General features: G+C 51.5%; 22 protein-coding genes. 2 read left to right on the top strand and 20 right to left on the bottom strand.

Annotation, left to right across the window (positions count from 1 at the left end):
* Nucleotides 1-344: 344 nt before the first annotated feature.
* The 11 genes from M4D81_RS07635 to M4D81_RS07585 all read right to left on the bottom strand — a co-directional run bounded on the left by M4D81_RS07635 (nt 345) and on the right by M4D81_RS07585 (nt 12,481).
* Entirely contained in the window at nt 345-1,298 is a 954-nt protein-coding gene (locus tag M4D81_RS07635; RefSeq protein WP_071220321.1) for an ROK family protein, read from the bottom strand.
* Nucleotides 1,299-1,333: 35 nt separating this feature from the next.
* A complete protein-coding gene (locus M4D81_RS07630) occupies nt 1,334-2,020 on the bottom strand; it encodes a copper homeostasis protein CutC (protein WP_260065726.1) in 687 nt (228 codons plus the stop codon).
* A 29-nt stretch (nt 2,021-2,049) separates the two neighbouring features.
* Nucleotides 2,050-3,510 (bottom strand): leucyl aminopeptidase family protein, encoded by a 1,461-nt coding sequence (locus M4D81_RS07625; protein WP_260065408.1) that lies wholly within the window; start codon nt 3,508-3,510, stop codon nt 2,050-2,052.
* 46 nt (nt 3,511-3,556) lie between these two features.
* On the bottom strand, nt 3,557-4,546 hold the full coding sequence (locus tag M4D81_RS07620) for an ABC transporter ATP-binding protein (RefSeq protein WP_071220318.1): 990 nt from the start codon (nt 4,544-4,546) through the stop codon (nt 3,557-3,559).
* Complete coding sequence (locus M4D81_RS07615) at nt 4,543-5,547, bottom strand: ABC transporter ATP-binding protein (protein ID WP_260065406.1); 1,005 nt, start codon at nt 5,545-5,547, stop codon at nt 4,543-4,545. The genes M4D81_RS07620 and M4D81_RS07615 overlap by 4 nt, the downstream gene beginning before the upstream one ends.
* Before the next feature lie 15 nt (nt 5,548-5,562).
* Nucleotides 5,563-6,471 (bottom strand): ABC transporter permease, encoded by a 909-nt coding sequence (locus M4D81_RS07610; protein ID WP_071220316.1) that lies wholly within the window; start codon nt 6,469-6,471, stop codon nt 5,563-5,565.
* A 12-nt stretch (nt 6,472-6,483) separates the two neighbouring features.
* The gene (locus tag M4D81_RS07605) at nt 6,484-7,410 is read right to left on the bottom strand and encodes an ABC transporter permease subunit (RefSeq protein WP_071220315.1); all 927 of its coding nucleotides are present in this window, start codon (nt 7,408-7,410) and stop codon (nt 6,484-6,486) included.
* 114 nt (nt 7,411-7,524) lie between these two features.
* Nucleotides 7,525-9,114, bottom strand: coding sequence for a glutathione ABC transporter substrate-binding protein (locus M4D81_RS07600; RefSeq protein WP_260065404.1), 1,590 nt, complete (start codon nt 9,112-9,114; stop codon nt 7,525-7,527).
* 94 nt (nt 9,115-9,208) lie between these two features.
* Entirely contained in the window at nt 9,209-10,213 is a 1,005-nt protein-coding gene (locus M4D81_RS07595) for an asparaginase (RefSeq protein ID WP_194543403.1), read from the bottom strand.
* A gap of 28 nt (nt 10,214-10,241) precedes the next feature.
* Nucleotides 10,242-11,402: an ROK family transcriptional regulator gene (locus M4D81_RS07590; protein WP_220684710.1), complete on the bottom strand. Its 1,161-nt coding sequence runs from the start codon at nt 11,400-11,402 to the stop codon at nt 10,242-10,244.
* Between the two features lie 842 nt (nt 11,403-12,244).
* Complete coding sequence (locus M4D81_RS07585) at nt 12,245-12,481, bottom strand: ferredoxin family protein (RefSeq protein ID WP_015736133.1); 237 nt, start codon at nt 12,479-12,481, stop codon at nt 12,245-12,247.
* A gap of 292 nt (nt 12,482-12,773) precedes the next feature.
* On the opposite strand from M4D81_RS07585, the gene M4D81_RS07580 reads away from it, so the two are divergent.
* Nucleotides 12,774-13,421, top strand: a complete 648-nt coding sequence (locus M4D81_RS07580; protein ID WP_071220311.1) for a helix-turn-helix transcriptional regulator — start codon at nt 12,774-12,776, stop codon at nt 13,419-13,421.
* 222 nt (nt 13,422-13,643) lie between these two features.
* Here M4D81_RS07580 and M4D81_RS07575 read toward each other — a convergent pair whose 3' ends face one another.
* Together M4D81_RS07575 and M4D81_RS07570 are read right to left on the bottom strand one after the other, a co-directional pair.
* Complete coding sequence (locus M4D81_RS07575; RefSeq protein ID WP_260065401.1) at nt 13,644-14,729, bottom strand: PQQ-dependent sugar dehydrogenase; 1,086 nt, start codon at nt 14,727-14,729, stop codon at nt 13,644-13,646.
* A gap of 23 nt (nt 14,730-14,752) precedes the next feature.
* Entirely contained in the window at nt 14,753-16,261 is a 1,509-nt protein-coding gene (locus M4D81_RS07570) for a UDP-N-acetylmuramoyl-L-alanyl-D-glutamate--2,6-diaminopimelate ligase (RefSeq protein ID WP_260065400.1), read from the bottom strand.
* Nucleotides 16,262-16,549: 288 nt separating this feature from the next.
* On the opposite strand from M4D81_RS07570, the gene M4D81_RS07565 reads away from it, so the two are divergent.
* Nucleotides 16,550-17,404 carry an SDR family oxidoreductase gene (locus tag M4D81_RS07565; RefSeq protein ID WP_260065399.1) on the top strand — a complete coding sequence of 285 codons (855 nt, stop codon included), beginning with the start codon at nt 16,550-16,552 and terminating at the stop codon, nt 17,402-17,404.
* 184 nt (nt 17,405-17,588) lie between these two features.
* On the opposite strand, the gene M4D81_RS07560 is transcribed toward M4D81_RS07565, so the two are convergent.
* The 7 genes from M4D81_RS07560 to M4D81_RS07530 form a co-directional block, all read right to left on the bottom strand.
* Nucleotides 17,589-18,329 (bottom strand): LutC/YkgG family protein, encoded by a 741-nt coding sequence (locus M4D81_RS07560; protein ID WP_260065397.1) that lies wholly within the window; start codon nt 18,327-18,329, stop codon nt 17,589-17,591.
* Nucleotides 18,322-19,842 carry a LutB/LldF family L-lactate oxidation iron-sulfur protein gene (locus M4D81_RS07555; RefSeq protein ID WP_260065395.1) on the bottom strand — a complete coding sequence of 507 codons (1,521 nt, stop codon included), beginning with the start codon at nt 19,840-19,842 and terminating at the stop codon, nt 18,322-18,324. Before M4D81_RS07555 ends, M4D81_RS07560 begins: the two co-directional genes overlap by 8 nt.
* The gene (locus M4D81_RS07550) at nt 19,829-20,566 is read right to left on the bottom strand and encodes a (Fe-S)-binding protein (protein ID WP_260065724.1); all 738 of its coding nucleotides are present in this window, start codon (nt 20,564-20,566) and stop codon (nt 19,829-19,831) included. Before M4D81_RS07550 ends, M4D81_RS07555 begins: the two co-directional genes overlap by 14 nt.
* 105 nt (nt 20,567-20,671) lie before the next feature.
* Complete coding sequence (locus tag M4D81_RS07545; protein ID WP_071220495.1) at nt 20,672-21,448, bottom strand: DeoR/GlpR family DNA-binding transcription regulator; 777 nt, start codon at nt 21,446-21,448, stop codon at nt 20,672-20,674.
* Nucleotides 21,449-21,478: 30 nt separating this feature from the next.
* Entirely contained in the window at nt 21,479-22,948 is a 1,470-nt protein-coding gene (locus M4D81_RS07540) for a rhamnulokinase (protein WP_260065394.1), read from the bottom strand.
* Nucleotides 22,949-23,018: 70 nt separating this feature from the next.
* Complete coding sequence (gene rhaA, locus M4D81_RS07535) at nt 23,019-24,284, bottom strand: L-rhamnose isomerase (RefSeq protein WP_260065392.1); 1,266 nt, start codon at nt 24,282-24,284, stop codon at nt 23,019-23,021.
* Nucleotides 24,285-24,391: 107 nt separating this feature from the next.
* Nucleotides 24,392-26,461, bottom strand: a complete 2,070-nt coding sequence (locus M4D81_RS07530) for a bifunctional aldolase/short-chain dehydrogenase (RefSeq protein ID WP_260065390.1) — start codon at nt 26,459-26,461, stop codon at nt 24,392-24,394.
* Nucleotides 26,462-26,544: the final 83 nt, after the last annotated feature.

The raw sequence follows: 26,544 nt of genomic DNA, 5'->3' as shown, positions 1-26,544 counted from the left end.
GCCGGCGGTTTCCGCCGGCGGGCGGGAAAGTGCGAGCAACCGTTTATTGTTTGTCGGATACAAACAACCCTAACCAGAAACCAAAAAAATCGACTCCAGCGCAAACGGATGACGGTTTACGGTTCACGCCTATCACTTGTTACATGTTACGGACTTATGACGCAAATAAATGATCGCTCCGTTTCCCGCTCTCTCTATAAATAATTGGAAAGCCGCCCTCAGAAGGGCGGCTTTTGTTGATTTCTCTTTAGCTAGGTAACTTGATACTACGTCGTCATTCCGAGCGCTCTTTCTGGTATCTATTTATCATTGATCCTATTCGTATCATTCTCTTCAGGCCTATGCTACTGGAACAAAGCCGCAGCTCCAACCAGACCAACATCGTCCCGAAGTCCTGCAGGAACGATCTCGTACGTACCTAGATAGGACGGCATGACCAGCTTATCCGTCATTTCCCGCAGCTGCGGGAACAACAGCTCACCTGCTCTGCTCACACCCCCGCCAATGACGATGCGATCGGGGTTAAAGCTGTGAATGACGTTAACCAGTCCAAGCGCCATGTAATAGATGGCACGATCAATGACCTCCACTGCAACGGGGTCTTGAAGACGTTTGGCCTCGAATACATGCTTGGCGTTCACTCCCGCATCGGCTGCAGCCAGTTCTGATATGACACTTGGCTGGGTAAGCATTCGCTGGGATGCTGCGAGTCCGATGGCTGTTCCAGAAGCAAATACCTCCCAACAGCCGTGGCTGCCGCAATTGCACTGCGGACCGCTGGGATCAATGATATGGTGTCCCAGTTCCCCAGCAAAGGAACTGCTGCCCAGGAACAGCTTCCCATCCAGCACGATGCCTGAGCCGATACCGGTGCTCAGCGTCACGTACACCATGTTCGTCGCCCCTCTTCCAGCACCTCTTACATACTCTCCCCATGCGGCTGCATTAGCATCATTCAGCACCTGAACTTCCGTATGCAGCTCACGTTCCATCCATGCTTTGAGGGGAACATTCGTCCATTGCGGCAGATTCGTCCCGTGAATGACAATGCCCTCCCGGCTGTTAACCGTTCCCGGCGAAGCCATGCCAATCCCTCGGAGCGATTGGCCGCCCGAGACGCTGCGAATCATATTCGTAATTCTCGTAACCACTTCTTCGGCCGTACGCGCGCCTGCCGTCTCCATTTGCTCCCGGTTCAGCAGCTGTCCTTCGGAATCAAAGAGCGCTGCCGCGATCTTCGTACCCCCAAGGTCAACGCCAACCACAAATTCTTGCTGTTTATTCAATACGGTTTGCAATTTTTGTTCACCTGTTTCCGATAGGTTTGCTACTTCTATTGATGTAAGCTGTCAGCCAATGATCGCAGCTCAACCGGATCAATGGGCTTCAGCCCTGATCGGCCATACCGGACAGCGGAGCCGAAATGCACCTCGCTCACGCCGGTCTGGTCGAGAAAATCATGTATGATTTCCCACTTCAGGCCATTGCCTGCCAATATTTTAAGCTCGCTTCCTGCCGTATGTTCCACGAGCTCCCGAATTCTCGGGATGGCTTGCGGTGCAGGCTGCGGTCCGCCAGACGTTAGGACGCGGGTAACCGACCGGTATTTCTGCAATGTACGCAGCCCTTCGAACTGATCCTCCAATTCATCAAAAGCCCGGTGGAACGTGACCTGCATATCCCCTGTCCATTCCAGCATTTTGACTAAGGAGACCTCGTCAATCTTTCCTTCCGGAGTCAGCATGCCGATTACTACGCCAGCTGCGCCTGCCTTGCGGATCGCCTTCACCTCCGCGATCATGGTAGCTATATCATGTTCGTTGTACACAAAGGATCTGCTATGAGGTCTGACCATGACATGAACAGGAATCTGAACGGCTTTCACAACCTCTTCTACAAGCCCGATTCCCGGCGTAAGCCCGCCTTCGGTGATCGCCGTGATCAATTCCAGGCGGTCCGCGCCATTCTGCTCTGCTGTGATGGCATCATCCACGCATGTTGCGATTATTTCAAGCAGCATCATCGTCACTCCTTATTGAAGTTGATTCTTTATGCATGGGAAAACTGCTTCTCCACATAATCCGCGAGCAATCTCGCGCCGTATCCGGTAGCACCCGCTGCGGAATGAGGGAATTCCCGTTTATACTGGACCGTGCCCGCCATATCGATGTGCACCCATTCCATGGAATCCGCCACAAAATGACGGATAAACAGCGCAGCCGTTATAGCACCAGCCAAAGTGGACGTACCGACATTTTTCAGATCGGCATAATCGCTTCTAAGCTCTGATTCGTACTCGTCCATCAGCGGCATAGGCCATACGCGCTCTCCATTACGCTCACCGATCTCAACCAAATCGGCCGTAATCTGTGGGTCGCCCCAGATGCCCGCAATCTCCAAGCCCAATGCGGCTCCGACATTACCGGTGAGGGTTGCGATATCAATCACTTTATCTGCGCCAAGATTCGCTGCATGCAGCAGTGCATCGGCAATGATCAATCTGCCCTCCCCATCCGTATTGGCGACCTGAACGCTTAAACCGTTCGGATAATGAACGACGGAAGATGGTAGCATCGCATCCGGTCCCGATAAATTATCCGCAACGGCGATCAGCGCCGTTACGCGTACCGGAGCTTTTTGCGATACCAGAATATCCATGGCACCCACGACCGCTGCAGCGCCTCCCATATCCATACGAGCATCGCTGATGTCTCGGCCGATTTTAACGTTCATACCGCCCATATCAAAGGTTACACCTTTGCCGATGAGTATAATATGAGGGCTCTCCTTCTCGGAACCCGCCCCATTATAGGCAATCTCAATCATGGCAGGCTCATATTTGCTGCCGGCTCCCACGGCGATCAGACCGTTCATCTGCCGATCATGGAGCTCTTGTCCGCGATACACATGTAGCTGAACGGGTGCCTTCTTGAAACGGTCCTCAACAACCGCTACGAATGCTTCCGGATTTAACGTTTCCGGAGACTCATTCACCAGGTCACGGGTGAACTGCGTCCCTTCGATCCGGATTTCTGCCGTCTGTATAATGGCTTCCAGATCTTCACGGGAAAGCCCCTCCCAGTCTTCCAGTCGAAGATGAAGAGACAGGGATTGCAGATTGGCCGTGACCCCGCGATGCTTATTGAATTGATATAGTCCATACATCCAGCCTTCAACCCACGCCTGGAGTTCATCCTCTATCGAAATCCGGGAAGATGCCCCGACGCCGCGGACTGAGGGGCGAATCAGCGCTGCGCTTGTTTTATTCTCCTTGAGCAATGCTCTCGCAGCTGATGCGCCTGTTCTGCGCACTTGCTCCAACGTCAGGTTTGAACGCTGCCCCATGCCGACAATTAGATCATCCGCTTCTTGATCGGAGCGGCCAAAGAACCACGTCAGCGTCATGCGCTGCTTTCGAGATTCCGTTAAACGAAAATGAGACTCCTCGCCCTCATAAACCACATAAATCGAAGTATCTGCCAGGTGAGCTTCATCTATTGTGATGTTCATCGAGCCTTCCCTCCTCTATAAGAGAATCATCGCTGTTAAGCGTTTGTTAAGCGTTTTTCGTGATTTCATCGTCATATAAATGGCATGCCACCTGATGGCCCGGCTCAACCTCACGATAGACCGGCGTAATCTGTTTGCACACTTCCATGCAGGAAGGACAGCGTGTATGGAAGCGGCAGCCTGTCGGAGGATTCACCGGACTAGGCAGATCACCCTTCAGAATGATCCGTTCCTTCTTCTGCTTCGGATCCGGAACGGGTACCGAAGATAGCAGCGCTTGAGTGTAAGGATGCAGCGGGCGATCATACAGCGTATCTTTATCGGCGGTCTCCACGAGCGCTCCCAAATACATGACGCCGATTCGGTCGCTGATATGCTCAACCACGCTGAGATCATGGGAGATGAACAGATAAGTCAGGCCGTATTCCTCTTGAAGATCCTGCAGCAGGTTCAGCACCTGCGATTGGATGGAAACATCCAGCGCGGACACAGGCTCGTCGGCAACAATTAGATTCGGACGCACGGACAGCGCTCTGGCAATGCCGATCCGCTGCCGCTGACCGCCGCTGAACTCATGAGCAAAACGCTCGGCATGGAAACTGTTTAATCCGACCGTTTCCAGAAGCTCGCAGGCCAGTTTGTCCCGCTCTTTGGTGCTCAGCTTGGTATGAATCAGCAAGGGCTCCGCTACCAGTTCTTTGACTTTCATCCTTGGATTAAGAGAGGCGTACGGATCCTGAAAGACCATCTGCATGTCTTTGCGCAGCGGGCGCATCTGATTCTCGTTGTATCCGCTAATATCCGTTCCGTTAAACAGCACCTCGCCGCTATTCGGCGTCAGCAGACGGGTCACCAGGCGGCCGGTGGTCGATTTGCCGCAGCCGCTTTCGCCAACCAGACTGAAGGTCTCACCCTTATGGATCGCGAAGGAGATTCCATCCACGGCACGAAGCTGCTTGGATGTACCGAAGAATCCTTTTTTCACCGTGAATGATTTCTGCAAATTCTTTACTTCTAATAGAGGTGTTTCTTTCATGCGGTTTCTCCTCCCTTCGTGTGACCTTCCTGTGTCAGCCAGCAGCGGCTCTTTCGATGTTCTTCATGTGCGACAGGGAGAAGCTCCGGCTCCTGGGAGAGGCACTGCTCCATGACGAATGGACATCGCGGAGCAAACTTGCAGCCTTTCGGCATGTTCCGCAGATCCGGCACATTCCCTGGAATGGATTCCAAACGGCGTACCTTTTGTCTAAGCTTGGGCACTGAATGAATGAGCCCTTTGGTGTATGGATGCTGAGGATTCTCGAACAGCTCTTCAACCGTCGCCTCTTCCACGACTCTGCCTGCATACATGACAACCACCCGGTCGCACATTTCGGCCACGACGCCAAGATCATGGGTAATGAGCAGCATGCCCATTTCCTGCTCGGTCTTGAGACGATTCATCAGATCCAGGATTTGAGCCTGAATCGTAACGTCCAGGGCGGTTGTCGGCTCGTCCGCGATCAGCAGCTTCGGATTGCACGACATCGCCATCGCAATCATGACCCGCTGCCGCATACCGCCGGACAATTGGTGAGGATAGTCATCCACGACCTCGTCCGCCCGCGGAATGCCGACTAGTTTGAGCGAGTCGATGGCATGCTGCCGCGCTTTCTTGCGGCTATATCCTAAGTGCAGCATGATGGATTCCTCCAGCTGTTTCCCAATACGAAGGACGGGATTCAGGGATGTCATCGGTTCCTGGAAGATCATGGCCAGCTCGTTTCCGCGATAGCGGCGCATTTCTTTTTCCGACATTTGCACGAGATCCTTGCCCTCAAAACTTACCGAGCCTCCAGATATTCGGCCGGGCGTATCTTTAAGAAGTCTCATGATGGACAGGGAGGTCACGCTTTTGCCGCATCCGGATTCACCCACGAGTCCAAGCACTTCGCCTTTATTGATGTGAAAATCGACCCCTGCTACGGCAAGCACCGATGAGCCATCGCGTTTGAATTCGGTTTTGAGACCCTTTACTTCAAGCAATGTTTGCGTCACGATCTATCCCCCCTATTAGTTTTTGGTCTTCGGATCAAGGGCATCATTCAGTCCGTCACCGATCAGATTGAATGCAAGCACAGTCAGGAATATCAGAAGTCCCGGGTAGTACACGATATGCGGTGCAATGCTTAAGTAATCGCGTCCCATACTGAGCATAGCGCCCCAGTCCGGTTCTGTCGGCTTGGCCCCGAGTCCGAGGAAGCTTAACGAAGAAGCTGCCAGAATGGCGCCGCCGATTCGCATCGACACGTTGACGATGATGCTGGGAACCGTCTCGGGAAAAATATGCTTCCATATAATCCGGTTATGCTTGGCCCCCATCGATCTTGCCGCCTCTACATATAAAGACTCCTTCGCGGAGAGTGTTACACTTCGAATAATTCTGGCAAACGACGGTGTGCCAAAGACCGCCACCGCGATCACCACATTGGATAATCCCGGCCCCAAAATCGCTACGATTCCAATGGCTAGCAGCAGGTCAGGAAAGGAAAACATGACGTCACTGCCCCGCATAATGAGACGGTCGATCCAGCCGCCATAATAGCCGCTGATCAGGCCGAGAATCGTGCCAAGAACTGCGGATATGAATACAGCACTTAAGCTGACCGCCATGGTCAACCGTGTTCCGTCAATCAAGCGGCTCAGAATATCGCGGCCGTACTCATCCGTGCCCGCCCAGTGGGCAGCCGACGGGCCTTGCATCATCGCATCGTAGTTGGGCTCATTCGGAGGATACGGAACGATATGCGGACCGATCACCGCCAGCACAAGTAGTAACAAGATAAATCCGCTTGATATTACGGCAAGCTTTTGCTTCATGAATTTAGATGTAAACGCTCTGAATTTGCCAGTTGCCTGGCTCTTTGCAAGCATATCCTCCGGTACGGAGGAATGGACCGTCACTGTTGAATTGTCGCTCATGGGTTCCCCCTCCTATTTCGATGCATACCGGATTTTTGGATTCAGTACACCGTACAATAAATCAACAATCAGGTTAATCAGGATAAATTCGGCTGCAAACAGCAGTAAAAGCGCTTGAATGACGGTATAATCCCGGAACGCGATCGAGTCTACCAAGAGACGACCCATGCCCGGAATACTGAATACGGTCTCAACCATAACCGAACCGCCCAGCAAAAATCCGAACTGCAGCCCTGCAACGGTTACGACCTGGATCAAGGAGTTGCGAAGCGCATGCCTGCCGACAACGACGAATTCCCGCAGACCCTTCGCACGTCCGGTCCGGACATAATCCTCGCGCATCGTTTCGAGCATCGACGTACGGGAGTATCTCGCCAGCATGGACATAATCCCGGCCCCTAGCGTAAAAGAAGGCAGAATATAGGATTGCCAGCTGTCGACACCGCCTGTTGGGAACCAACCCAGCTCAACGGAAAAAATTTGAATCAGTACAAGACCAAGCCAGAATCCTGGCAGGGAAATACCGGATATCGCAGTCAACATTCCGATATAGTCCGGCCATTTTCCGCGATTAACGGCAGATATGATACCAATGATCAGACCAATAACCAATGCCCAGCCAAGGCTGGTAAAGGTCAGGACAATGGTCGGGAAAAACCGGCTTTCCAACATGTCCGTTACCGGCAGATTGGAAGTAACAGATACACCCAAGTCACCCTTCAACAGATCACTCATGTAGTTCACATACTGCTGCCATAGCGGCAAGTTTAAGCCTAGCTGCTCTCGAATCCCGTTGATCTCCTCAAGGGTGGCATCCTTACCTGCAACAAGTCGTGCCGGATCTCCAGGAATAAGGTGAATGAACATAAATACAAGAATGGATACAACGAACAACAGCGGGATAACACCCAGCAGCCTCTGAATTGCATATCTTCCCAAAGGATGTGCCTCCTTTCAACATGCCTGCTTTTAAAATACGATGGGCCGCTTCCTTATTGATTCAAGAGGCGGCCCACCACAAGGTATACGTTTAGCAAGCTCTTCGCTGCCTGATTATTTGACTTCTGCGTTGATCACGCTGATCGATCCGTCCGGAAGGGCTTTAACGCCTTCAAGATAAGCTCTCTTGCCGGTAATGACCTGATCGACCCCGAGGAATGCCCAAGGAGCATCTTCCCAGATTTGCTTTTGGATGTTGGCATAGATTTCTTTTGCATCCTCAGCTTTGACGGATGCGTTGGCATCCTTGATCCATTGGTCTACATTGTCGTTCTTATAGTAAGCGGTATTGGAACCAGCCGGAGGGAAGAACTCGCTGCTGAACAGACCTTTGGTTGCACCGTCAGCATCACCGGACGAAGGTGACCAGCTTACATACCACATTTGAATTTTTGCGTTTTCCGGCGTAGCCGAGTTAATCTGATCGGACAGGGTTGCACCCTCCATCGATTTCACGTCGACTTTGATTCCGACAAGAGCCAGCTGCTGCTGAATGAACTGCATGCCTTTCATCGTTTCGGAATCATTCTCTCCCCAGAGCTCTGCTTCGAATCCGTCCGGATAGCCTGCTTCCGCCAAGAGGGACTTTGCTTTCTCCAGATCGTAATCATAACCGGATTGCTCGGAATAGTGCTGTGTCATGGAAGACATGGAAGACTTCAACTTCGAGCCCAGTCCGGATTTAACAACTTTAATGTAAGCATCTTTATCGATTGCATAGTTGATGGCTTGACGAACCTTCAGATCGTCATAAGGCTTCTTCATGGTGTTAAGGGTGATATAACGAACGATCGTGGAATCGATCTTGTCAATGACGATATTGGAATCGCCTTCTACTTCAGATACTTGCTCCGTTGGCATAGGATAAATAAAGTCCGCTTCGCCCGTTTTCAGCATCGCGATCCGGGAACCGTTCTCCGGTACCGGTTTAAACGTAATGCTGTCCACCTTCGGAAGACCTTCTTGCCAGTAATCCTCATTCTTTACAACAACAAGGCGGTCACCTTGAATCCATTCCTTGAACTTGTATGCTGCCGTACCTACAGGATTCTTCGTGATGTCAGCACTTTCTTTGAGCGCTTTCGGGCTGATCATCAGCGCCATCGCGGTCTTGTTCAAGAAAGCGTTGTACGGCTGGCTAAGGGTGATGACAACCGTGTGGTCATCTGGAGTTTGAACATCGGCGACGGCAGAGAAGCTTTTACGCATTCTAAGGTTGTTCTTTTCATCCATGATGCGATCCAGGTTGGCTTTTACGGCTTCTGCGTTGAAATCCGTTCCATCATGGAATTTCACGTTCTGGCGCAGATTGAATGTGTACGTCAGGCCGTCTTCACTGATCTTGTAGTCTTCAGCCAGTACAGGAACGAGTTCCATCTTCTCGTTGAAGCCCATCAAACCTTCGTACATCGTGCGTGCACCGGAAATGGAGTGCGTGTCTCCGGCATTGTGAGGGTCAAGCGTAATGAAGTTGGCGTTAATCGCAATGACAACATCTTTGTTATCTTTTGTCACCGGCTTGCTCTCTTCGCCGCCTTCACTTGCCCCTTTGCCGCTTCCGCTGTTTCCGCCGCAGCCTGCCGCAACAATCGTAAATGCGAGCAGCAGCATGAGCAGTGACCATGTTCTACCTTTGAATCTCATTGTTTTACTCCCCCTTTGATGTAGTGAATATCTATAGATTCACTCGCCGCTTCAGCATATAACTTCCTGCCGATCGCCTTGAGTTCCTCACAGCTTAAACATTCCATTCGTACACCGCGCGTCGCTTCCCAACCAGCGTACCGCCATCATTGAAAATCTCATTCGGAACCAGCGCATACAAGCGGTCGATCGTAGACTGATCGCTGTAACCCAGGCGCTCCAGAATAGAAGCGATGATGCATGGCCAGACTTGCTCGGAGCCATCGGACACTTTAAGCGAGATCGCCAAGCGTTCTTTCCGAAGACCGATGCCGTACACGCCCTTGGCGCCGCCCTTGGCAGTCAGATTGTGGTCCCGGAGCAAGGCTGAGCACACAAACTTGGTGTCTGCAATGATATCCGGATACTCATTCATCCGTTTTGCCATTCTGGCAGCTGCTTCCGCCGTCTCTGCGTCCTCGATCAAATCCGGGCAAGCCAGCTTAAGGAAGCTGTATCCGATACGGTCCAGCGGAAGCGCGAAGATGGGAAGGCCACAGCCGTCAATGCCTTGCGGGATCGAGGAAACTGGAACCTCGGCAAAATAAGCCAGCGTCTCAATGATCTCTTGCTGAACCGGATGCTCCGGCTTGTAATACGTGCTCTCGTCCCAGCCCATATGCTTACATAGGGCAATCAAGCCGCTGTGCTTGCCCGAGCAGTTATGGAAGATCCGACGTTTGTCCTCATGATCCCTATGGCGCTGCGCCTTGGCATCCTCGTTCAGTGGATAAGTTGCGCAGCAGTGAAGCGCTTCTTCCTGAATCCCGGTTTTCTTCAAAATAGATTCCAGTGCATCAATGTGGAAGCTTTCACCACGGTGGGAGGCAGCAAACAATGCCGTTTCTTCCCCAGTTAGTCCATACACTTCGTCAATCCGGCGTTTCATCACAGGTATGGCTTGAAACGGCTTAGCCGCTGATCTCAGAAAAGTCATATGATGCGGATCACCCGCTGCGTAAACCACATTACCGTTCTCGTCTACAACACTGATCGCTCCGTAGTGGATGTTCTCCAGTACATTCCCGCGATATTCCTCTACTAATGGCACAAATCCCATGATGTTGCTCCCCCGATCTCCAGATGAATTAATTCAGTTGAAAATAACGATCCTGCGCGACAAGTCCCGATCCGATGATGACCCCATGCTCGTGAAGCTCGGAGCGGACAATCGTAAAGGAATCCTGAAGCGGTTCCCAGATATACTGTGAGTAGCACAGATCGGTGATCTCTTCGTAAACTTCAGGGAACTTGTCCAGGATCTCGCCGCTCAATATGACGCTGTCCGGATTATACATGCTGACGACGTTATTAATCGTAATCGCCATATACGCAAGGGCTCTATCGATTAAATAGGTCGCCCATCGTGTTCCAGCCCGTCTTTCCGCGAACAGTTCCTCAATCGTACGAACGGGTTTAATCTTGCTGGCTTCCGACAACAAGGACGGTATATTGATATAGGTTTGGAGGCAACCGGCTTTTCCGCAGTCGCACATCATACCTTCAGGGTCCACCGTCGTGTGTCCGATTTCCCCTGCGCTGTTGGTCACCCCGCGGTAAATCTCCCCTTCCAGGATCAGTGCTGAGCCTACGCCATTACCGAACCCAAGGAGGACCGTCCGGTTGGAGCCGTATGCCGATCCTTTAAGCTGCTCCGCCAATGCCTTTACCTTCAGCTCATTGTCTACGACCGATTGAAGCCCGGTTAATTCCTTGAGTCTCTCGGCAAGCCTCACATTCTTCCAACCAAGCTGTACCGAGAAATTGACCACTCCGGCATCAACATCGATAATGCCCGGCAGTCCCACGCCAATCCCTACCACCCGTCTGCGATCGATATCGCATTCCGAGATGAGTTCTTCAATGGTGTCCGCAATTCGGGCTACTGTGGCTTCTGCCGTATCCTCCGGCGATCTCGGAAAACTGCCGCTGCACAATACGCTTCCCTGAACATCGATGAATCCAATATTGGCTTGATGGCGATCAAGCTCAACGCCGATCGAGATGACCGCCGTATCCAGCAGTCTTATTAAGGAGGACTTTCTTCCGCGTCCGGCCGAGGCTTGTTCTTCGGTTTCGTGAACGTACCCTTCTTCCGTCAGCTCCGATACGATCCGGCTGACTGTTGTCGGACTCATTCCCGTCTGTTTGGCAATAGCTGCTCTTGAAATCGGCTGTTCGTTCTTGATGATTTGGAATACTGTGAGTCTGTTCTGCCGCTTCATAAAGTCTTGATCATGCTTTTTCATGAAGACATCCCCTATTTAATTTCACCAGTAGATTAATAAGATCATTTTTTCAAATAAAACGATCCGAAATCATCAAAAAACCGTGATTATTATCAAATTTATTATTTTTATTCTCCAGTGATATTAATAATAAAACGTGTTTTGTAAATGTGTCAATATATATGACACATTTAAATTATTATTTTTTTGTTTCTGGAAATGTAAGTGTTTCACTATTTTGCGAAAGAAATTCAATCTCGTGTATACATACAAATGACCACGCTGTGCGCACAATATGACATCAACTTGACGCAGAATCTTCTGAAATGTAGATAACACCGCCCTTTCAACTCATGAATAAAGCCACCCAAGAAAAGAATGATTGGAACATTCTTCATCCCGGGTGGCTTTAATTGGAAGAAATATGTCATATTTTCGGTAGGGTCCTAGGTTTTCAGGTGCTTCCTTGCATGATCCGCCCATAACGAATTAAACCACCCGAGAAATTAATTCGAGGGGGCCTCGAATATCCCGGATGGCTTATGTATGGAGAACACGTATTTTGATTAACGCATGAGCGCAGCTTGAACATCGCTCTATTTTCCGACTATTAATCGTAGCCGCATTTATTTGATCGCATCACATATAGATTTACAACTTGTAATCCTTGCTCTTCTAAATTTAATCATTGAATCTTTAATCTCTTATCTTTAGTCTTTTGATCTTTCCTTTTGTTCTTTACCACCCAGCGGAGGTTTGAGGATAGCCGATCCTTTGGGAGTCCGTTTCTACCTTACCTATTTCCATTCCGGAAACGGGCGGACAACAGAGCGGATAGACTCAAACCGGAGCGCCCGAGCGCCTTACTTGTTCTTGTAATATTCAACCGCTTTATCGAAATAATGCTTCTGGTCTTCCGGCAGATCCTCAAAATAGAAAATGGCCGCCACCGGACAAGCCGCTTCGCAAGCCCCGCAGGAGATACAAATATCGGTATCGATGTAGAACTGGTCATCTCCTTCTTCTATACAATCCACAGGGCAAACGTCAACGCATTCTCCCGCTTTCTCTTCGATACAAGCTGACCCAATAACATACATCCGTCATTCCACCTTCCCGAGTGTAATAATTAATTCTTTCAATCTTTCGACTGGCTATCATTGCAAAGTCTCGATCTTCATCCATTCCTTGTTTTCTATACTTTTTATACTAAAATATATCGTAATTATGTGGTTAATCATGCCAATTGTCAATAAACCGCGTGATGATAGCCTCAAAAACTGCCATTCCGGTTGACTTATAGAAGGTAAAGACATAAGATGAGACATATTGCTTTTTAACCTTTTTAGTTGAAAAAGAAAGCATTCATCGAGAAACAAGGCGGTGATTATAGTGGATCAAGAAGTCGCATACAGTACCCGCGAGTATATCATGCAAATGTTAAAAATAAATGGTGAACTCAGCACAAAATCCATAACCGAGGCACTGGGAATAACAGGCATGGCCGTCCGGCGCCATCTGGAAAGCTTGAAGAGTGAGGGTTACATCACCTATCGAACCGTGAAACAGCCGATGGGAAGACCCGTCTCCTTATACAGCCTTACGGAATCCGCAGAGGATTTTTTCCCTAAGAACTATCATGCGCTTGCACTCGATCTGCTGAACGAGCTGCAGGATGAGGCCGGTGACGAAATGATTTCACGGCTGTTCGACAAGCGTAAGGATACATTGCTGAACAAGTATACGCCTACGGTGAAAGCCGATGCTCTAGAAGATCGGGTTGCTGCCCTTGCTCAGATTCAGAATGACAACGGATATATGGTGGATTACAAAAAAGTCACCGAGGAAGAATATCTCCTCGAGGAACTGAATTGCCCTATATCCCAGGTAGCCAACCGGTTCCAACACGCATGCCGCTGTGAGCTTGACCTGTTTCAATCTTTGCTGGAAGCGGATGTGGAACGGACCGAATGCCTTGCCAAGGGCGACAAAAAATGTGTATACCGTATTCGAAAACAAACCGAAGCCAAGCAAACATAATATCTGTTATTGCCACATCAGGCTCCTTCCATACGGGAAGGGGCCTTTTTTGTTAAGAGATGAGAAAGTATAGACTTCAGAGGCTTACCCACCTTATCTCGCAAGAAAAACTTCCGCTATATGCGGTCTGTCTTCTGAGAAAGTACGTCGATAGACGTTTTTCATATTGTACTTGTCCTATATCTATTCTCTTAAATCGCAAGACATGTACAATTCTTTGAATTATTTCAGCACCAGCAGTCGATCATCCTGATCGGAAGGCACACCCCGGCCATCCGTATTGTTGGTAATGACATAGGTTTTGCCGTCATGGACTTTGACGTCTCTTAACCTGCCTTCACCTTCCAATACGACCTCAAGCGAGGCGTTCTCCGGCCGAAATTGGTACAACATCTGGCCGCGAAGAGTTGCCATGTACAAGCGGTCCTGCTCATCAAAAGCGATGCCGGAAGGTGCGATTGCCGTTTCGCCGCTATGGTAAATCGGGAGCTTCATGCCTTCTAACCTATCATCGCCATAGATCTCGGGCCAGCCGTAATTGCTGCCGGCCGTGATCTCATTAATCTCATCGTGTCCGCCAGGCGTACCTGACGGTCCATGCTCTGAGCTGTACAATTCACCTTCCGAATTCCAGGCCAAGCCCTGCGAATTCCGATGCCCTAGCGTATAGACATAAGAGCCTGCAGTCGGATTATCCGCCGGGACCTTGCCATCCAGCGTCAATCGCAAGATTTTGCCTGCTAGACTTTCCTGGTTTTGCGCAAGCTCTCCTTCTCCCGAATCTCCTGTCGTTACGTAGAGCATATCGTCGGGTCCGATTGCAATTCGGCCTCCGTTATGGACATTAGAGCCGGGAATACGCTCCAGGAAGACTTGCGACTCTGTCCATTGATTCCCGTCCTGCTTCAAAAGGACCAACCGGTTCATAACCTTTCCATCCTGATCATAGGTGTGGTAGGCAAAGGCCTTGCCGGAATCCTGAAAATCCGGGGCTAACGCAAAGCCCAGGAATCCGCCTTCTCCTTGATGGGCAACCGGCTTCTCCGTTTGTACCGACTGCCTGGTTAATGTGCCGTCCTTGATCTGAACGATGTTTCCTTCCCGCTCGCTGACATATATCGTATCGCCGTCAAAATCGATCGACCAAGGTGTCCTCAACTGCTCTGCAAGCACATGATACGAGGAATCATTTTTCTCTTCCCGGTGGTCTTCCTGCCTCCCTTCTTCCTTAGCAGGGGGTGTCTGTGTACAAGCAGCAAGAAGCAGCACAACCGCGGTTAACGCAGCACCAAGTCCCTTTCGTTTCAAAATCCAGCACCTCCCGGTTAATTTTATAGCTCCGGTGTCATCATCTGGATGCCTTGCCCCATGTCCTGTAATGAACGCATCACAATATCCTCATCGCTAAACGATTCGATCTGGCTGCCTGCTACATACCGGGTCTCATGTCCTCGTCCGGTAATAATGATCCTGTCCTCGTCACCAGCCAATTCCACAGCTCGTTGAATGGCTTCTTTACGGTTCAGGATAACCTCCCAATTCCCTGCCTCATGTGAGGTTAAGCCTCCCAGCATCTCAGCCATAATCTGCTCCGGATCCTCCGAGAACGGATTGTCCGTCGTGAACAACACATAATCCGAATATGAAGCTGCAATGTCCGCCATGATCGGACGTTTCAACCGATCCCTTTCGCCCCGGCAGCCCATCACGCATATCATTTTTCCCGCCGTTATTTCCTTGGCCGATTGCAATGTTGCCTTAAGTCCATCCGGATTATGCGCATAATCAACAACCACGCGAAATCTTCGTCCCGTCTCTATTTCTTGAAATCGTCCATCAACCCCTGCAAAATGTTGAAGACTTCTACAGATTTCTTCAAGCGGTATCCCTTCCAGCAAGCAAGTAGTCATGGCGGCAAGCGCGTTATACACGTTGTGAACACCATGCACCTTCAGACTGAAGTCGCCGTGTCCCCATGGCGTTTCTACATGAAACTTGCAGCCCTCCGGCATGTTTTGAATATGCGTTGCCCGAACATCGGCCTCGTTACGAATGCCATAGGTTACGATCTGTGCGGATGTCCGTTTTGCATAATAGGACGATGCTTCATCGTCGGCATTCAGGATCGCCTTCTTCAGCATGTCACGATTACTGTTGCCCAGCTGGGTGAACAACAGCTCCTTCGTATTGCGATAGCTCTCCATATTCTGATGAAAGTCCAGATGATCATGCGACAAATTCGTAAAGACAACAGTCTGAAAATCGCATCCGCGCACTCTCCCCATATCCAATCCGTGCGAGGACACCTCCAATACGGCATAGTCTCCGCCATGGGTGACCATCGTATGAAAATAACGCTGCAGCTGAATCGTATCCGGCGTCGTATTCAGCGTTTTCTCCATATGATCTCCGATCTTCATATACAGTGTGCCAATAATGCCCGTTTTGCGGTGAGCGTCGTTCAGAATCTTTTCTACCATGTGGGTTGTCGTTGTCTTGCCGTTTGTCCCGGTAATTCCGATCAGTTTCAATCGCTGCGTGGGATCTCCAAAAAAGGCGTTTGCAAGAATCGGCAGAATTCTTCTGGTATCCGGTACCGTTATATGTGTAACGTTTCCTGGTAGTCCCGGCAGCTCCCGTTCAGCCACAATGGCAACAGCGCCGTTACGTATCGCCTGCAGGGCATAGTCATGACCGTCCACGTGAAAGCCTGGAACACAGACGAACAAGCCGCCAGGCCGGATCTCTCTTGAATCTGTATCCAGGTTCGTGATATCCACAGAAGTGCTGCCCGTTATCGTCTTAAGAATCAGCCGCTCCGTCAGTGATTTCAGAATCATGTCAAGTTCCTCATCTCGTGATGTAATCAAAATCCCAGGGTCAGGTGGCAGTGTGATATATAAGATGTAGAATTTACGACTATGTATCGTTTTAACCTGCATTTCTTATTAACCTAACCAAGCAAGGGCATTCTGAAACAAGAATGTGATGACTGGAAGTGTTAACCATGTTACGCTGGAAGTAAGCGGTTGCATTTTTTTGAAATGGTTGATGCAGCCTGCTGAATATAGGACGCGTTTCGAGAATCCGCTCCGTTATTCCATATTTGATTGAAAGGAGAACCATCGATGGGACCGTTCACGGACGATTTGCTTCAAAATAAAGTCGTATTGATTACGGGAGGGGCCACGGGCCTTGGTCGGGCCATGGGAGAGAAGTTCGCGCAGCTTGGCGCTAAACTCGTCATATGTGGGCGCCGGGAGGAAGTTCTACAGCTGGCCGCTGAAGAATTAAAACAGCAAGGCTGCGAAGTATGGTACAAAAGCTGCGACGTTCGAGACCCTGCGCAGATATCGGCTCTTGTTGATGCGGCAGAGCAGCATTATGGAGGTATTGACGTGCTTGTCAATAATGCAGCCGGGAACTTCATCAGCCCCACCGAGCGCCTCTCTCCTCGGGCTGTAGATGCCGTGCTGAACATCGTGCTGCACGGCACCTTCTACGCAACACTTGAAGTCGGTAAACGCTGGATTGAGCAGGGCAAAAGCGGAACGATGCTCAACATCGTCACAACATATGCTTCAACAGGCTCTGGCTATGTGGTCCCATCTGCAGCCGCAAAAGCGGGCGTGCTTGTGCTGACACGTTCCCTCGCGGTGGAGTGGGCCCCTTACGGGATCCGACAAGTCGCGATCGCCCCGGGTCCATTCCCGACTGAAGGCGCATGGTCAAGATTATCGCCCACGCCGGACCTGGAGCAAAAGATGATCGACCGCATCCCCCTAAAGCGCGTAGGGGATGCAGAGGAATTGGCTAATCTCGCCGCGTTTCTCATTTCCGATTATGCCGGTTATATTAATGGTGACGTGATCACCATCGATGGCGGCGAATGGCTGCAGGGCGCGGGACAATTCAACGACCTGGCGGAAGTGACCCATGAGCAATGGGATCGGCTGGCCGAACTGACACGCAGGGGCAAATAACCCCATACTTAAGAAAAACATCTATCGTCGTGCTTCCACAGTTGACAGACTGCATTCAGAGGAAACTTATCGATTATCAGTTTCACTGCAAACTTAATATTCCCTTATCTAAAATTAGCCCCAAGCCAGTGAGCATGCCGTAACTGCTCTTGCTTGGGGCTAATCCTGTAACCTGTGTTATTCGTTAATTCTCATAGGAATCGACCAGCAGGGCGTACACGATGCCTGGCCCGTGAACGCCAATCGTAAGATCGTTCTCGATATCGGCGGAACGGCTCGGGCCCGAGATGAAATGGATTCCCGCCGGCAGCTGCTCGCGTCCGGCCTGATCAAACTGAACCAGAATCTCGCCTAGTCGGGTAACCATTCGCTCTATTGGAATAATGGCTATCAACACGGTCGGCAGCAGGCTGACCGAACGTCCTTTATGCGGGGCCGATTTCACCGTAATCGAACCGGTGTAAGCCGCAGCATAATCCGCCATGACGACACCAAAATCAGCTCTGGCAGCGACAGCCCTCCAGTCCGTGTCCGCTGCCTCATTCCAGGAGAGAACAAGCGCCTCCGGCAAGCTCTCTTCCAGCCCCAGGCGGTCCAGCGCGTCTTCCTGCTGACGAAGAATCGTAGCCGCACTCATCTCCATCGCTTTGTCCCTAATAAACCGGCTGACCTCTTCGCGGTGGCTCAGCCTTACCACATGGCCTCCTGCCGCTTCAAAGTTGGCGGTAAACTGCGTAATCCTCTCCTCAATCGGCCACTCAAACTCATTCCAGAAATCGGGGGCACCGCGGAAAGGATGCTCCGGAGCGGTGCGAACCCGGCTTCTGCCCAGCTTCGCTGCAATTCCATCCATGAACTGCTCCTGCTTCTTGCGAGACTGTTCTTCAAGACGGCTCAGCCAGCTGCGATCGGTTTCATTAGTCATGGGCCTTCTCCCCCTTTCCGAACTTCTGCTGCTGAAGCCGCTCCTTCAATCGGTTGGCGATTTCAGGGTCCATTGTCCCGGAGGTTCCGCGAATATCCTGCTCCATCTCCGACCATCGGTCACGGAAGGATTGCTTGGGGAGACTTGGGGTTACCCTGTATGAATTCCACCCCTTCAAAGGTCCGATCCGCGTTCGAATCTCCCCGCCTCGAACCACTAATTTCTGGCCCCACTTTCCGAGGGATACCACGCTGCGATAACGCTTGGCATTCCCCATGATCGCCGAGAAGCCCTTCATGCCCATCGCTTCCAGCTTGTCACCGCGTCCGGCTTCAATCTTCCGGCGGCGCAGGGATACCAGCATATCATGCAGCGGAATCTTCACGGGGCATGCTTCATAACAGGCGCCGCACAGGCTGGATGCGTTCGCAATATCGTCCCATTCCGCGACGTTCTTGTTCAAGGCAGGCGTTAATACGGCACCGATTGGGCCGCTATACGTGCCCCCATAAGCGTGCCCGCCAATATGGCGATATACGGGACAGGCATTCAGGCAGGCGCCGCAGCGTATGCAGTTAAGCAGCTCCTGAAATTCGGGGTCCCCGAGCTGAAGAGAACGTCCGTTATCAATGATGATAATATGCATCTCGTCCGGTCCATCAGCATCCAGTTCTCTCTTCGGACCACTGATACCGGACATGTATACTGTCAGTTTCTGACCGGTCGCCGAACGCGGCAGCAAGGTAGCCATGACTTCGAGATCCGCCCATGACGGAATAATTCGCTCCATGCCCATCAGGGTAATCTGTGTCTTTGGCACCGTCGTCACCATGCGGGCATTGCCTTCATTCTCGAACAACACCATCGAGCCCGTCTCGGCAATCGCAAAATTACACCCCGTCATGCCAATGTCCGCTTCAAGGAATTTCTCTCGCAGCTTCATGCGGACAAAACCTGCCAAAATCGCCGTATCGGGCGGCAGCGTTTCGCCTGCCTCTGCGGACAACAGCTCCGCAATCTGGTAACGGTTCTTATGGATGGCGGGAATGATGATATGAGAAGGCGTCTCATCCGCGAGCTGAATAATATACTCGCCGAGATCCGTTTCGACGGCCTCCACTCCGATCGAGTCGAGCGCCTTGTTCAGATGCAGCTCCTCGGACACCATTGATTTTGATTTCACGACGGACTTGGCCGACTTATGCTCCGCAATCTCAAGGGAGATCGCGACTGCTTCTTCCGCCGTCTCCGCAAAATGGACATGGGCTCCGTTCGCCCTGGCCTGCTCAGCAAACTCATTCAAATAATAATCCAGGTGAGCGATAGTATGGAGCCGGATTTGGCGTCCCCGTTCCCTCCACGCATCCCAGTTGCCATGCTCCTCCGACGCAAGCTTTTTGCCGAGCCGCAGTCGCTCTGTCGTAAACTTCACCGCATTGCGCAGAAAATCATTATTGAGAGCGTAACCTGCACGTTCCTTAACCGTTTGCGCTTTCGATTCAGCTGTGCTCATGTACGCTCACCCCCTCATACAACAGTTCGGCCAAATGCTTGACCTGAACCTTCTCGCCCCGGTGGCGCAGATTGCCGGCAATATTCATAAGGCAGGCCATATCGAGACCGACAAGCACGGACGCCTCGGTCTCCAGCACATGATCGCTTTTCTCCGTTACCATCGCGCCTGAAATATCCGCCATTTTCACGGCAAACGTTCCCCCGAACCCGCAGCAATCCTCGGCAAAAGGCAAGGGAACAAGTTCCAGTCCCTTGACTTGGCTAAGCAGTTTCATTGGCTGCTCCTTCACCCCGAGCAGGCGGCTTCCGTGACAGGATGGATGATAGGTTACCTTGTGTGGATAGACGGCGCCAACATCGATCACGCCCAGCACGTCAACCAGGAATTGCGTAAACTCATAGCATTTGGATTGAAGCGCTTTCGATTTATCCAAGTATAAGGGATCGTCCTTGAACAAATCCGGGTAATGATGAATCATATACGTGCAGGAGCCGGAAGGAGACACCACAAAGTCGCTATCGTCAAAAGCGTCCAGAATCGTCTTGGCACTGATGCGAGCATCATCCCAATAACCACTGTTGTAGGCCGGTTGGCCGCAGCAGGTCTGGATTTCCGGAAATTCCAGCTGCACGCCGTACCTTGCCAGCAATCTTGCCATCGATTCAGCTACCCGCGGGAACAAGGCATCGCTGAGACAAGTGACAAATAATGAAATTTTCAACATCTTCACCCCGCTAATCATCAGGATATGGACCGAAGAATCGGCCTCTAGCAAGAACCCCCCGGAACGGGGGGATTCCATGTTGATATGTTATCGAAGTTTGCTCTATACAGATTCGATCTTGATGCCCAAAGCTCGATAAGGTGCCGCTTCCTCTTCCGTCAATCGGCGATCGGTAATGATCAGATTCACTTGGGATAGATCGGCAACCTGCGCAAAAGCCTGCGTGCCGAATTTGCTGGCATCGGCGAGCAGAATGGTCTCATCTGTCATTCCAATCATTTTATGCTTGATTCTCGCCTGAAGCTCATTGGATTCGCTAAGGCCCCGCTCGATATGCACACCCTTGCAGGATAGAAAGGCTTTATCCACGTAGTAAGCATCCAGCGAGCGTTCCGCAAGCGGACCGACAAAGGACAGGGAACGATGAGCCAGAATGCCGCCTGTGGAAATCACCTGAACCCTTTCCTTGGTGCTCAGCTCAGCGGCCACCTTAATCGAATTCGTCAGCACGGTAATCGGAATATCCGGTATGATTTTTGCCATGTACCAAGCCGTAGAGCTTGCATCCAGCAAGATGCGATCATTCGGATGGATTCGCTTGACCGCTTCCTCCGCGATCCGCTGCTTCTCCAGCGCATGCATGATTTCCCGCTCAGCATACGGTATTTCCGGCTGCGACCGCTGAATTTCCGGTTGATCCTTCACGCTAACCGCTCCGCCATGGGAACGGCGCAGGCGCCCTGCTTGCTCCAGCCTGTCAAGATCGCGGCGAATCGTTTCTTCCGTTACACCGCAGAGCTGACTCAGCTCGGAGACTCGGATGCTCCCTCTTTCGTTGACCAACTGTACTATTTTCTCATATCGTTCTGCAACCAGCATCATACCGCCCATCCTTACTGTTCGTATATTCTATCTCTTCCCGGTCCGCTGACCGAACACCCCGTAGGCCTCCTCCCATAAGGAAGTTTCCTTCGGCTCGTAGGTCTTGACCGGGAAGGACTCTCTAATGACTGCGCGTGCTTCCCATATATCGGACAACTCGCCTTGCGCAATCCACTGCACGGCCATATTGCCGATGGCACTGCCCTCCGCAGGTCCAGCCCATACGGGTTTCCCTATCGCGTTCGCAGTCCACTGGCATAATGTTTCATTATGAATGCCACCGCCCACCATATGCAAGCCCTGAAATTTTTGCCCCGACAATTCCTCGGTCAACTCCAGCACGTAACGGTACTGCATGGCCAGGCTCTCCATAATGCAGCGTACAAGAGCGCCTGCATCCTGCGGAACGCTCTGGTTTGTGCGCGTCGCATATTCCACTACACGCTTCGGCATATCTCCGGCTGGGAGGAATACGGGATCGTCGGGATCAATAAAACAAGCAAATGCCGGCGCCGCATCCGCCATCTTAACCAATTCGGGATAGGAGTACGCTAACCCTTCCCGTCCCCAGGTCCGCTGACATTCCTGCAGAATCCAAAGTCCCATGATATTCTTGAGCAGTCGGTACGTGCCGTAGGCTCCTCCCTCATTCGTGAAGTTCAGCTCTCTGGCCCGTTCATGAATGACAGGCTGATCGACTTCAGTTCCCATAAGCGACCAGGTTCCGCAGCTCAAGTAAGCAAACGAACGCTCTATAGCCGGAACCGCGACCACGGCGGAAGCCGTATCATGCTCTGCAACCGTATAGAGCGGGATCGACGGGATCCCCAGCTCCTCCATGACGGAAGATCTCAGAGCTCCAACATGCGTACCGGGCTGAGAAACAGGATGAAATAACTTATGAGGAATATTCAATGATTTCAAGAGATGATCATCCCAGCTCGCCGAAAGCGGGTTATACAGCTGCGTTGTAGTAGCGTTCGTAAATTCATTCGCCATCTCGCCTGTCAAGAAGTAGCGCAGCAAATCGGGAATCATAAGAAAACGCTCGGCTTCTTGAAGCAAGTAGGGCTTCTTCCGCTGCAAGGAAGCCAGCTGATAGATCGTGTTGAATGAGAGGAACTGAATCCCCGTCCGATCAAAAATCTCGGCAGGCGGCACATCCCGGAAGACCTGTTCCATCACGCCATCCGTGTGCGTGTCCCGATAATGATACGGATTCATGAGCAGCTCCCCGCTTCGATCCAGAAGTCCGAAATCCACCGCCCAGGAATCAATCCCGATGCTCGTCGGCAGGCTATGCTGCCCCTTCAATCGGAGCAAGCCCTGCTTCATCTCGTGGTAGATCCGCAATATATCCCATTGGAAACGGTCGCCGATTCGAACCGGATCGTTCGGGAACCGGTGAATTTCCGTTACGTCGATGGTTCGGCCGTTCCATTGGCCCAGCATGGCCCTGCCACTGCTTGCGCCCAAATCAAATGCAAGAACGTTCAAGGCTTCCAGCCTCCTTGTCAGATCATAATCAACGATTCAGGCACGAGCCCGAGTGATACTCCATCTCTTCTCATGCTTGCGTACGTTTCAGCAATACATCCCGTTCATACTGTTTCACTTCGGACAGCCACTCTTCTCTTACTGGTACGCCCATACGTTCGCAGTAATAATCCCACACCGCTCCAAACGGATAGGATTTAAACTCTTCCGTTAACGCCAGGCGGGTCGTGTAATCGCCTTCAAGTTCGGCCTGCTTCAGCCGATCGACAGGTTCCAGCTTGGCACGCAGCAGCGCCTTTATCGTATTTCGGGTACCGATAACCCACGCGGCGATGCGGTTAATGCTGGCATCAAAAAAGTCCAGTCCAATATGGGTAACATCCAGCAGGTTATTGCGCACCAGCTCGCGTCCAATCTCGGTCAGTTCATCATCCATGATGACGACATGATCGCTGTCCCAGCGCATCGGCCGGCTGACATGAAGGAGAAGTCCATCGGTGAAAAGGGCAAGCGCTGACAGTTTGCCGGCAATGCTCTCGGTTGGATGGAAGTGACCCGCATCCAGGCAGATCAGCTTGTTGTTCTGAATGCCGTATCCCATGTAGAACTCGTGCGAACCCACAACGTAAGCCTCTGAGCCCAGTCCGAACAGTTTACTCTCGACGGCATCGAGGTTCCATTGCGGATTAATATCTTCAGCAAAAATCTCATCCAGCGCTTCCTTCAGCCGCTGCCTCGGCGCCATTCGGTCTACCGGCATATCCTTATAACCGTCCGGAACCCAGATATTCGTCACGCAGGTTTGACCCAGCTGTTCGCCGAAGTAAGCCCCGATTCTTCGTGATGCCTTGCAATGCTCAATCCAGAATTGACGGATTGCCGGATCGGCATGACTCAGCGTAAACCCATCCTTCGATTTGTCATGGGAGAAGCAGGTCGGATTAAAATCGAGTCCGATTCCTTGCTCCTTGGCCCAATTCACCCAAGATTGGAAGTGCCTCGGCTCCAGCTGATCCAGATCAACGGTCTCGTCGGTATCCGCGTAGATCGCGTGGAGGTTCACCTTGTGGGATCCCGGAATGAGCGACATCGCTTTTTCCAGATCGGCCCGCAGCTGTTCCGGCGTTCCTGCAGCGCCTGGATATTCCCCGGTCACGGAGATGCCCCCGGACAGCTCCTGGTCGCGGAACAGGAATCCACGGACATCGTCTCCTTGCCAGCAGTGAATGGAGATTTTGATGCGTTCAAGTTCCGTCAAAATTTCGTCCACGTTGATGCCATGCTGCCCATAGAGCTTTTTCGCTTCTTCATAGTTCCTTGCAACATCCTGCCTCATCCCATAACCTCCCGTATGATAAGGATAGCTAGGTCCTCTGACCCAGCTTCCCATCTTAATAAGAAATCTTGATTTCTTGCGGTAGATGCGTCATATTTTCATTCGATTTAGCGAGTAAACGCAGCAGGCACTCCGCCGTCAATTGTCAACATGCAGCCCGTTGTCTTCGAAGATCTTGATGATGCAAAGTAAGCGATGCCTTCGGCAATATCCTGCGGATAGATGTTGACAAGAAGCGTCGTGCGTTTACGATAGTGCTCTTCAAGCTGATCCGGTTCAATCCCGTAAGCTGCTGCCCGCTCGTTTCTCCAGTTCGAATTCCAGATCGCGGAGCCTTGCAGAATGGCATCCGGAAGAATGGTATTGACTCGAATGCCGTATTCTCCGCCTTCCGCAGCAATGCAGCGAGCCAGGTGAGCCTCCAGTGCTTTTGCGGAGCTGTATGCAGTCACGTTCTTGCCGGCATAGACCGAATTTTTCGATCCCACAAACACCATGCTTCCGCCAACGCCCTGTGTCTTCATCAACGAGAAGGCTTCCCGAGCAACCAGGAAATAACCTGTGCCCAGCACGTTCATGTTCAGATTCCATTCCTTCAGCGATGTCTCGTCAAACGGGCTGGATGTCGCAAGGCCCGCATTGTTGACGATAATGTCAACACCGCCATAAGTGATGGAGGTTTCTCGATAGGCGCGTTTCACGGCCTCTTCGTCGGTTACATCCATTTTAACGGCAAATGCCCGATTCTCCCCGTATTTTGCATTGATCTCCTCGGCTACCTGCTGTGCGCCTTCCAGGTTCAAATCCGCCAAAACGACATGTGCGCCTTCAGCTACCAGCCTGCGGGCCGTGGCACTTCCGATACCGCCTGCTCCCCCGGTGATAAAAGCGATCTGGCGCGAAAACTCCGCTTCGGCCGGTGCGAGACTCAATTTATACAGCTCCAGCGGCCAATACTCCACGTTGTAGGATTCATTTTCACTCAGGGATACAAAATCGCCCAAGGCCGTCGCGCCGCGCATGACCGCAATCGCCCGGTGATACAGGGCGCCGCTGACTTGCGACATCGCCCAGCTCTTGCCCGTGTTGATCATGCCGATGCCCGGAATTAGAATGACGCGCGGAGCCGCCTCGAACATGATGTCGCCTTCATGATGGTTGCGATCAAAATAAGCTTGATACTGCTCTTTGTACGCTGCAATGCCTTCGATCAGCTTTGCCTTAAGGCCTTCGACATCTTCAGCATCAGGTGTCCAGTCGATGAAGAGAGGAACTACCTTGGTATGAACCAGATGATCGGGGCAAGCTGCGCCTACTTGGGACAGCTTCGGCGAATCGGTACCGCCGACAAAGTCCAGCACATCCTCTTGATCGTCGAAGGACAGGATCATCTTCTTCACATCGCTGACGGCACCGCGGACCGCGGGAATCACTTCGGCGGCAATGCTGCGGCGCACTTCCGAGGCCAGTGGGGCGAACTTCCGGCCACCGAACAGCTTGTCGTTATTCACTCGCGCTTCGATGAAGGCTTCAGCTTCACTAATGATACGAATCGTTTGTGCGTAACAGTCTTCCGATGTATCGCCCCAAGTGACAAGCCCGTGCTTCTCCATAAGCACAAGCTCGGCTTTCGGATTAGCCAACACCCCTTCGGCAATCATCTTAGACAGCGTAAATCCAGGGCGAACGTAAGGTACCCACACAAATCGGTCGCCAAAAATCTCCTGGGCTAATTCTTTGCCGTTATGGGCGCAGCATAAGCTGATAATGGCATCCGGATGTGTATGGTCCACATGCCGAAACGGCAAGAACGCGTGCAGCAGCGTTTCAATGGATGCGCGCGGGTGCTTCGAATCGACCATGCAGTGACCCAGGTAAGCCACCATCTCTTCATCCGACATCGAATCCCTTTCGAACAATGGCCGGATGTCCTCCATCCGCAAGCCTGTGAAATTGCCCGCTTTCATGGTAGCCAGATCCGATCCGCTGCCTTTTACGTACATAACCTCTATGTCCTTGCCGCGAAAATCCTGAATCGTTGTTTTGCTGGATGTATTGCCGCCGCCCCAGTTGCATACACGCCGGTCGGACCCGATTAAATTCGAACGGTAGACCAGCTCATCCAATGTATTTTGTGTCTGCTGTGCCTTTGACTGTTCCCATAAGCTTTGAACCATGAAGTTTCCCCTCCGATTGACCATATGAATTTGCTTTCATTTGTTTCTCATAATATCACGCCCGTTTATCTTTGAATAGTATA

The organism is Paenibacillus sp. p3-SID867 (genome assembly GCF_025142895.1).
GTDB lineage: Bacteria > Bacillota > Bacilli > Paenibacillales > Paenibacillaceae > Paenibacillus_AQ.
Note: the sequence above shows the minus strand (reverse complement) of the source record. Positions and strands in the feature narration are given on the sequence as shown.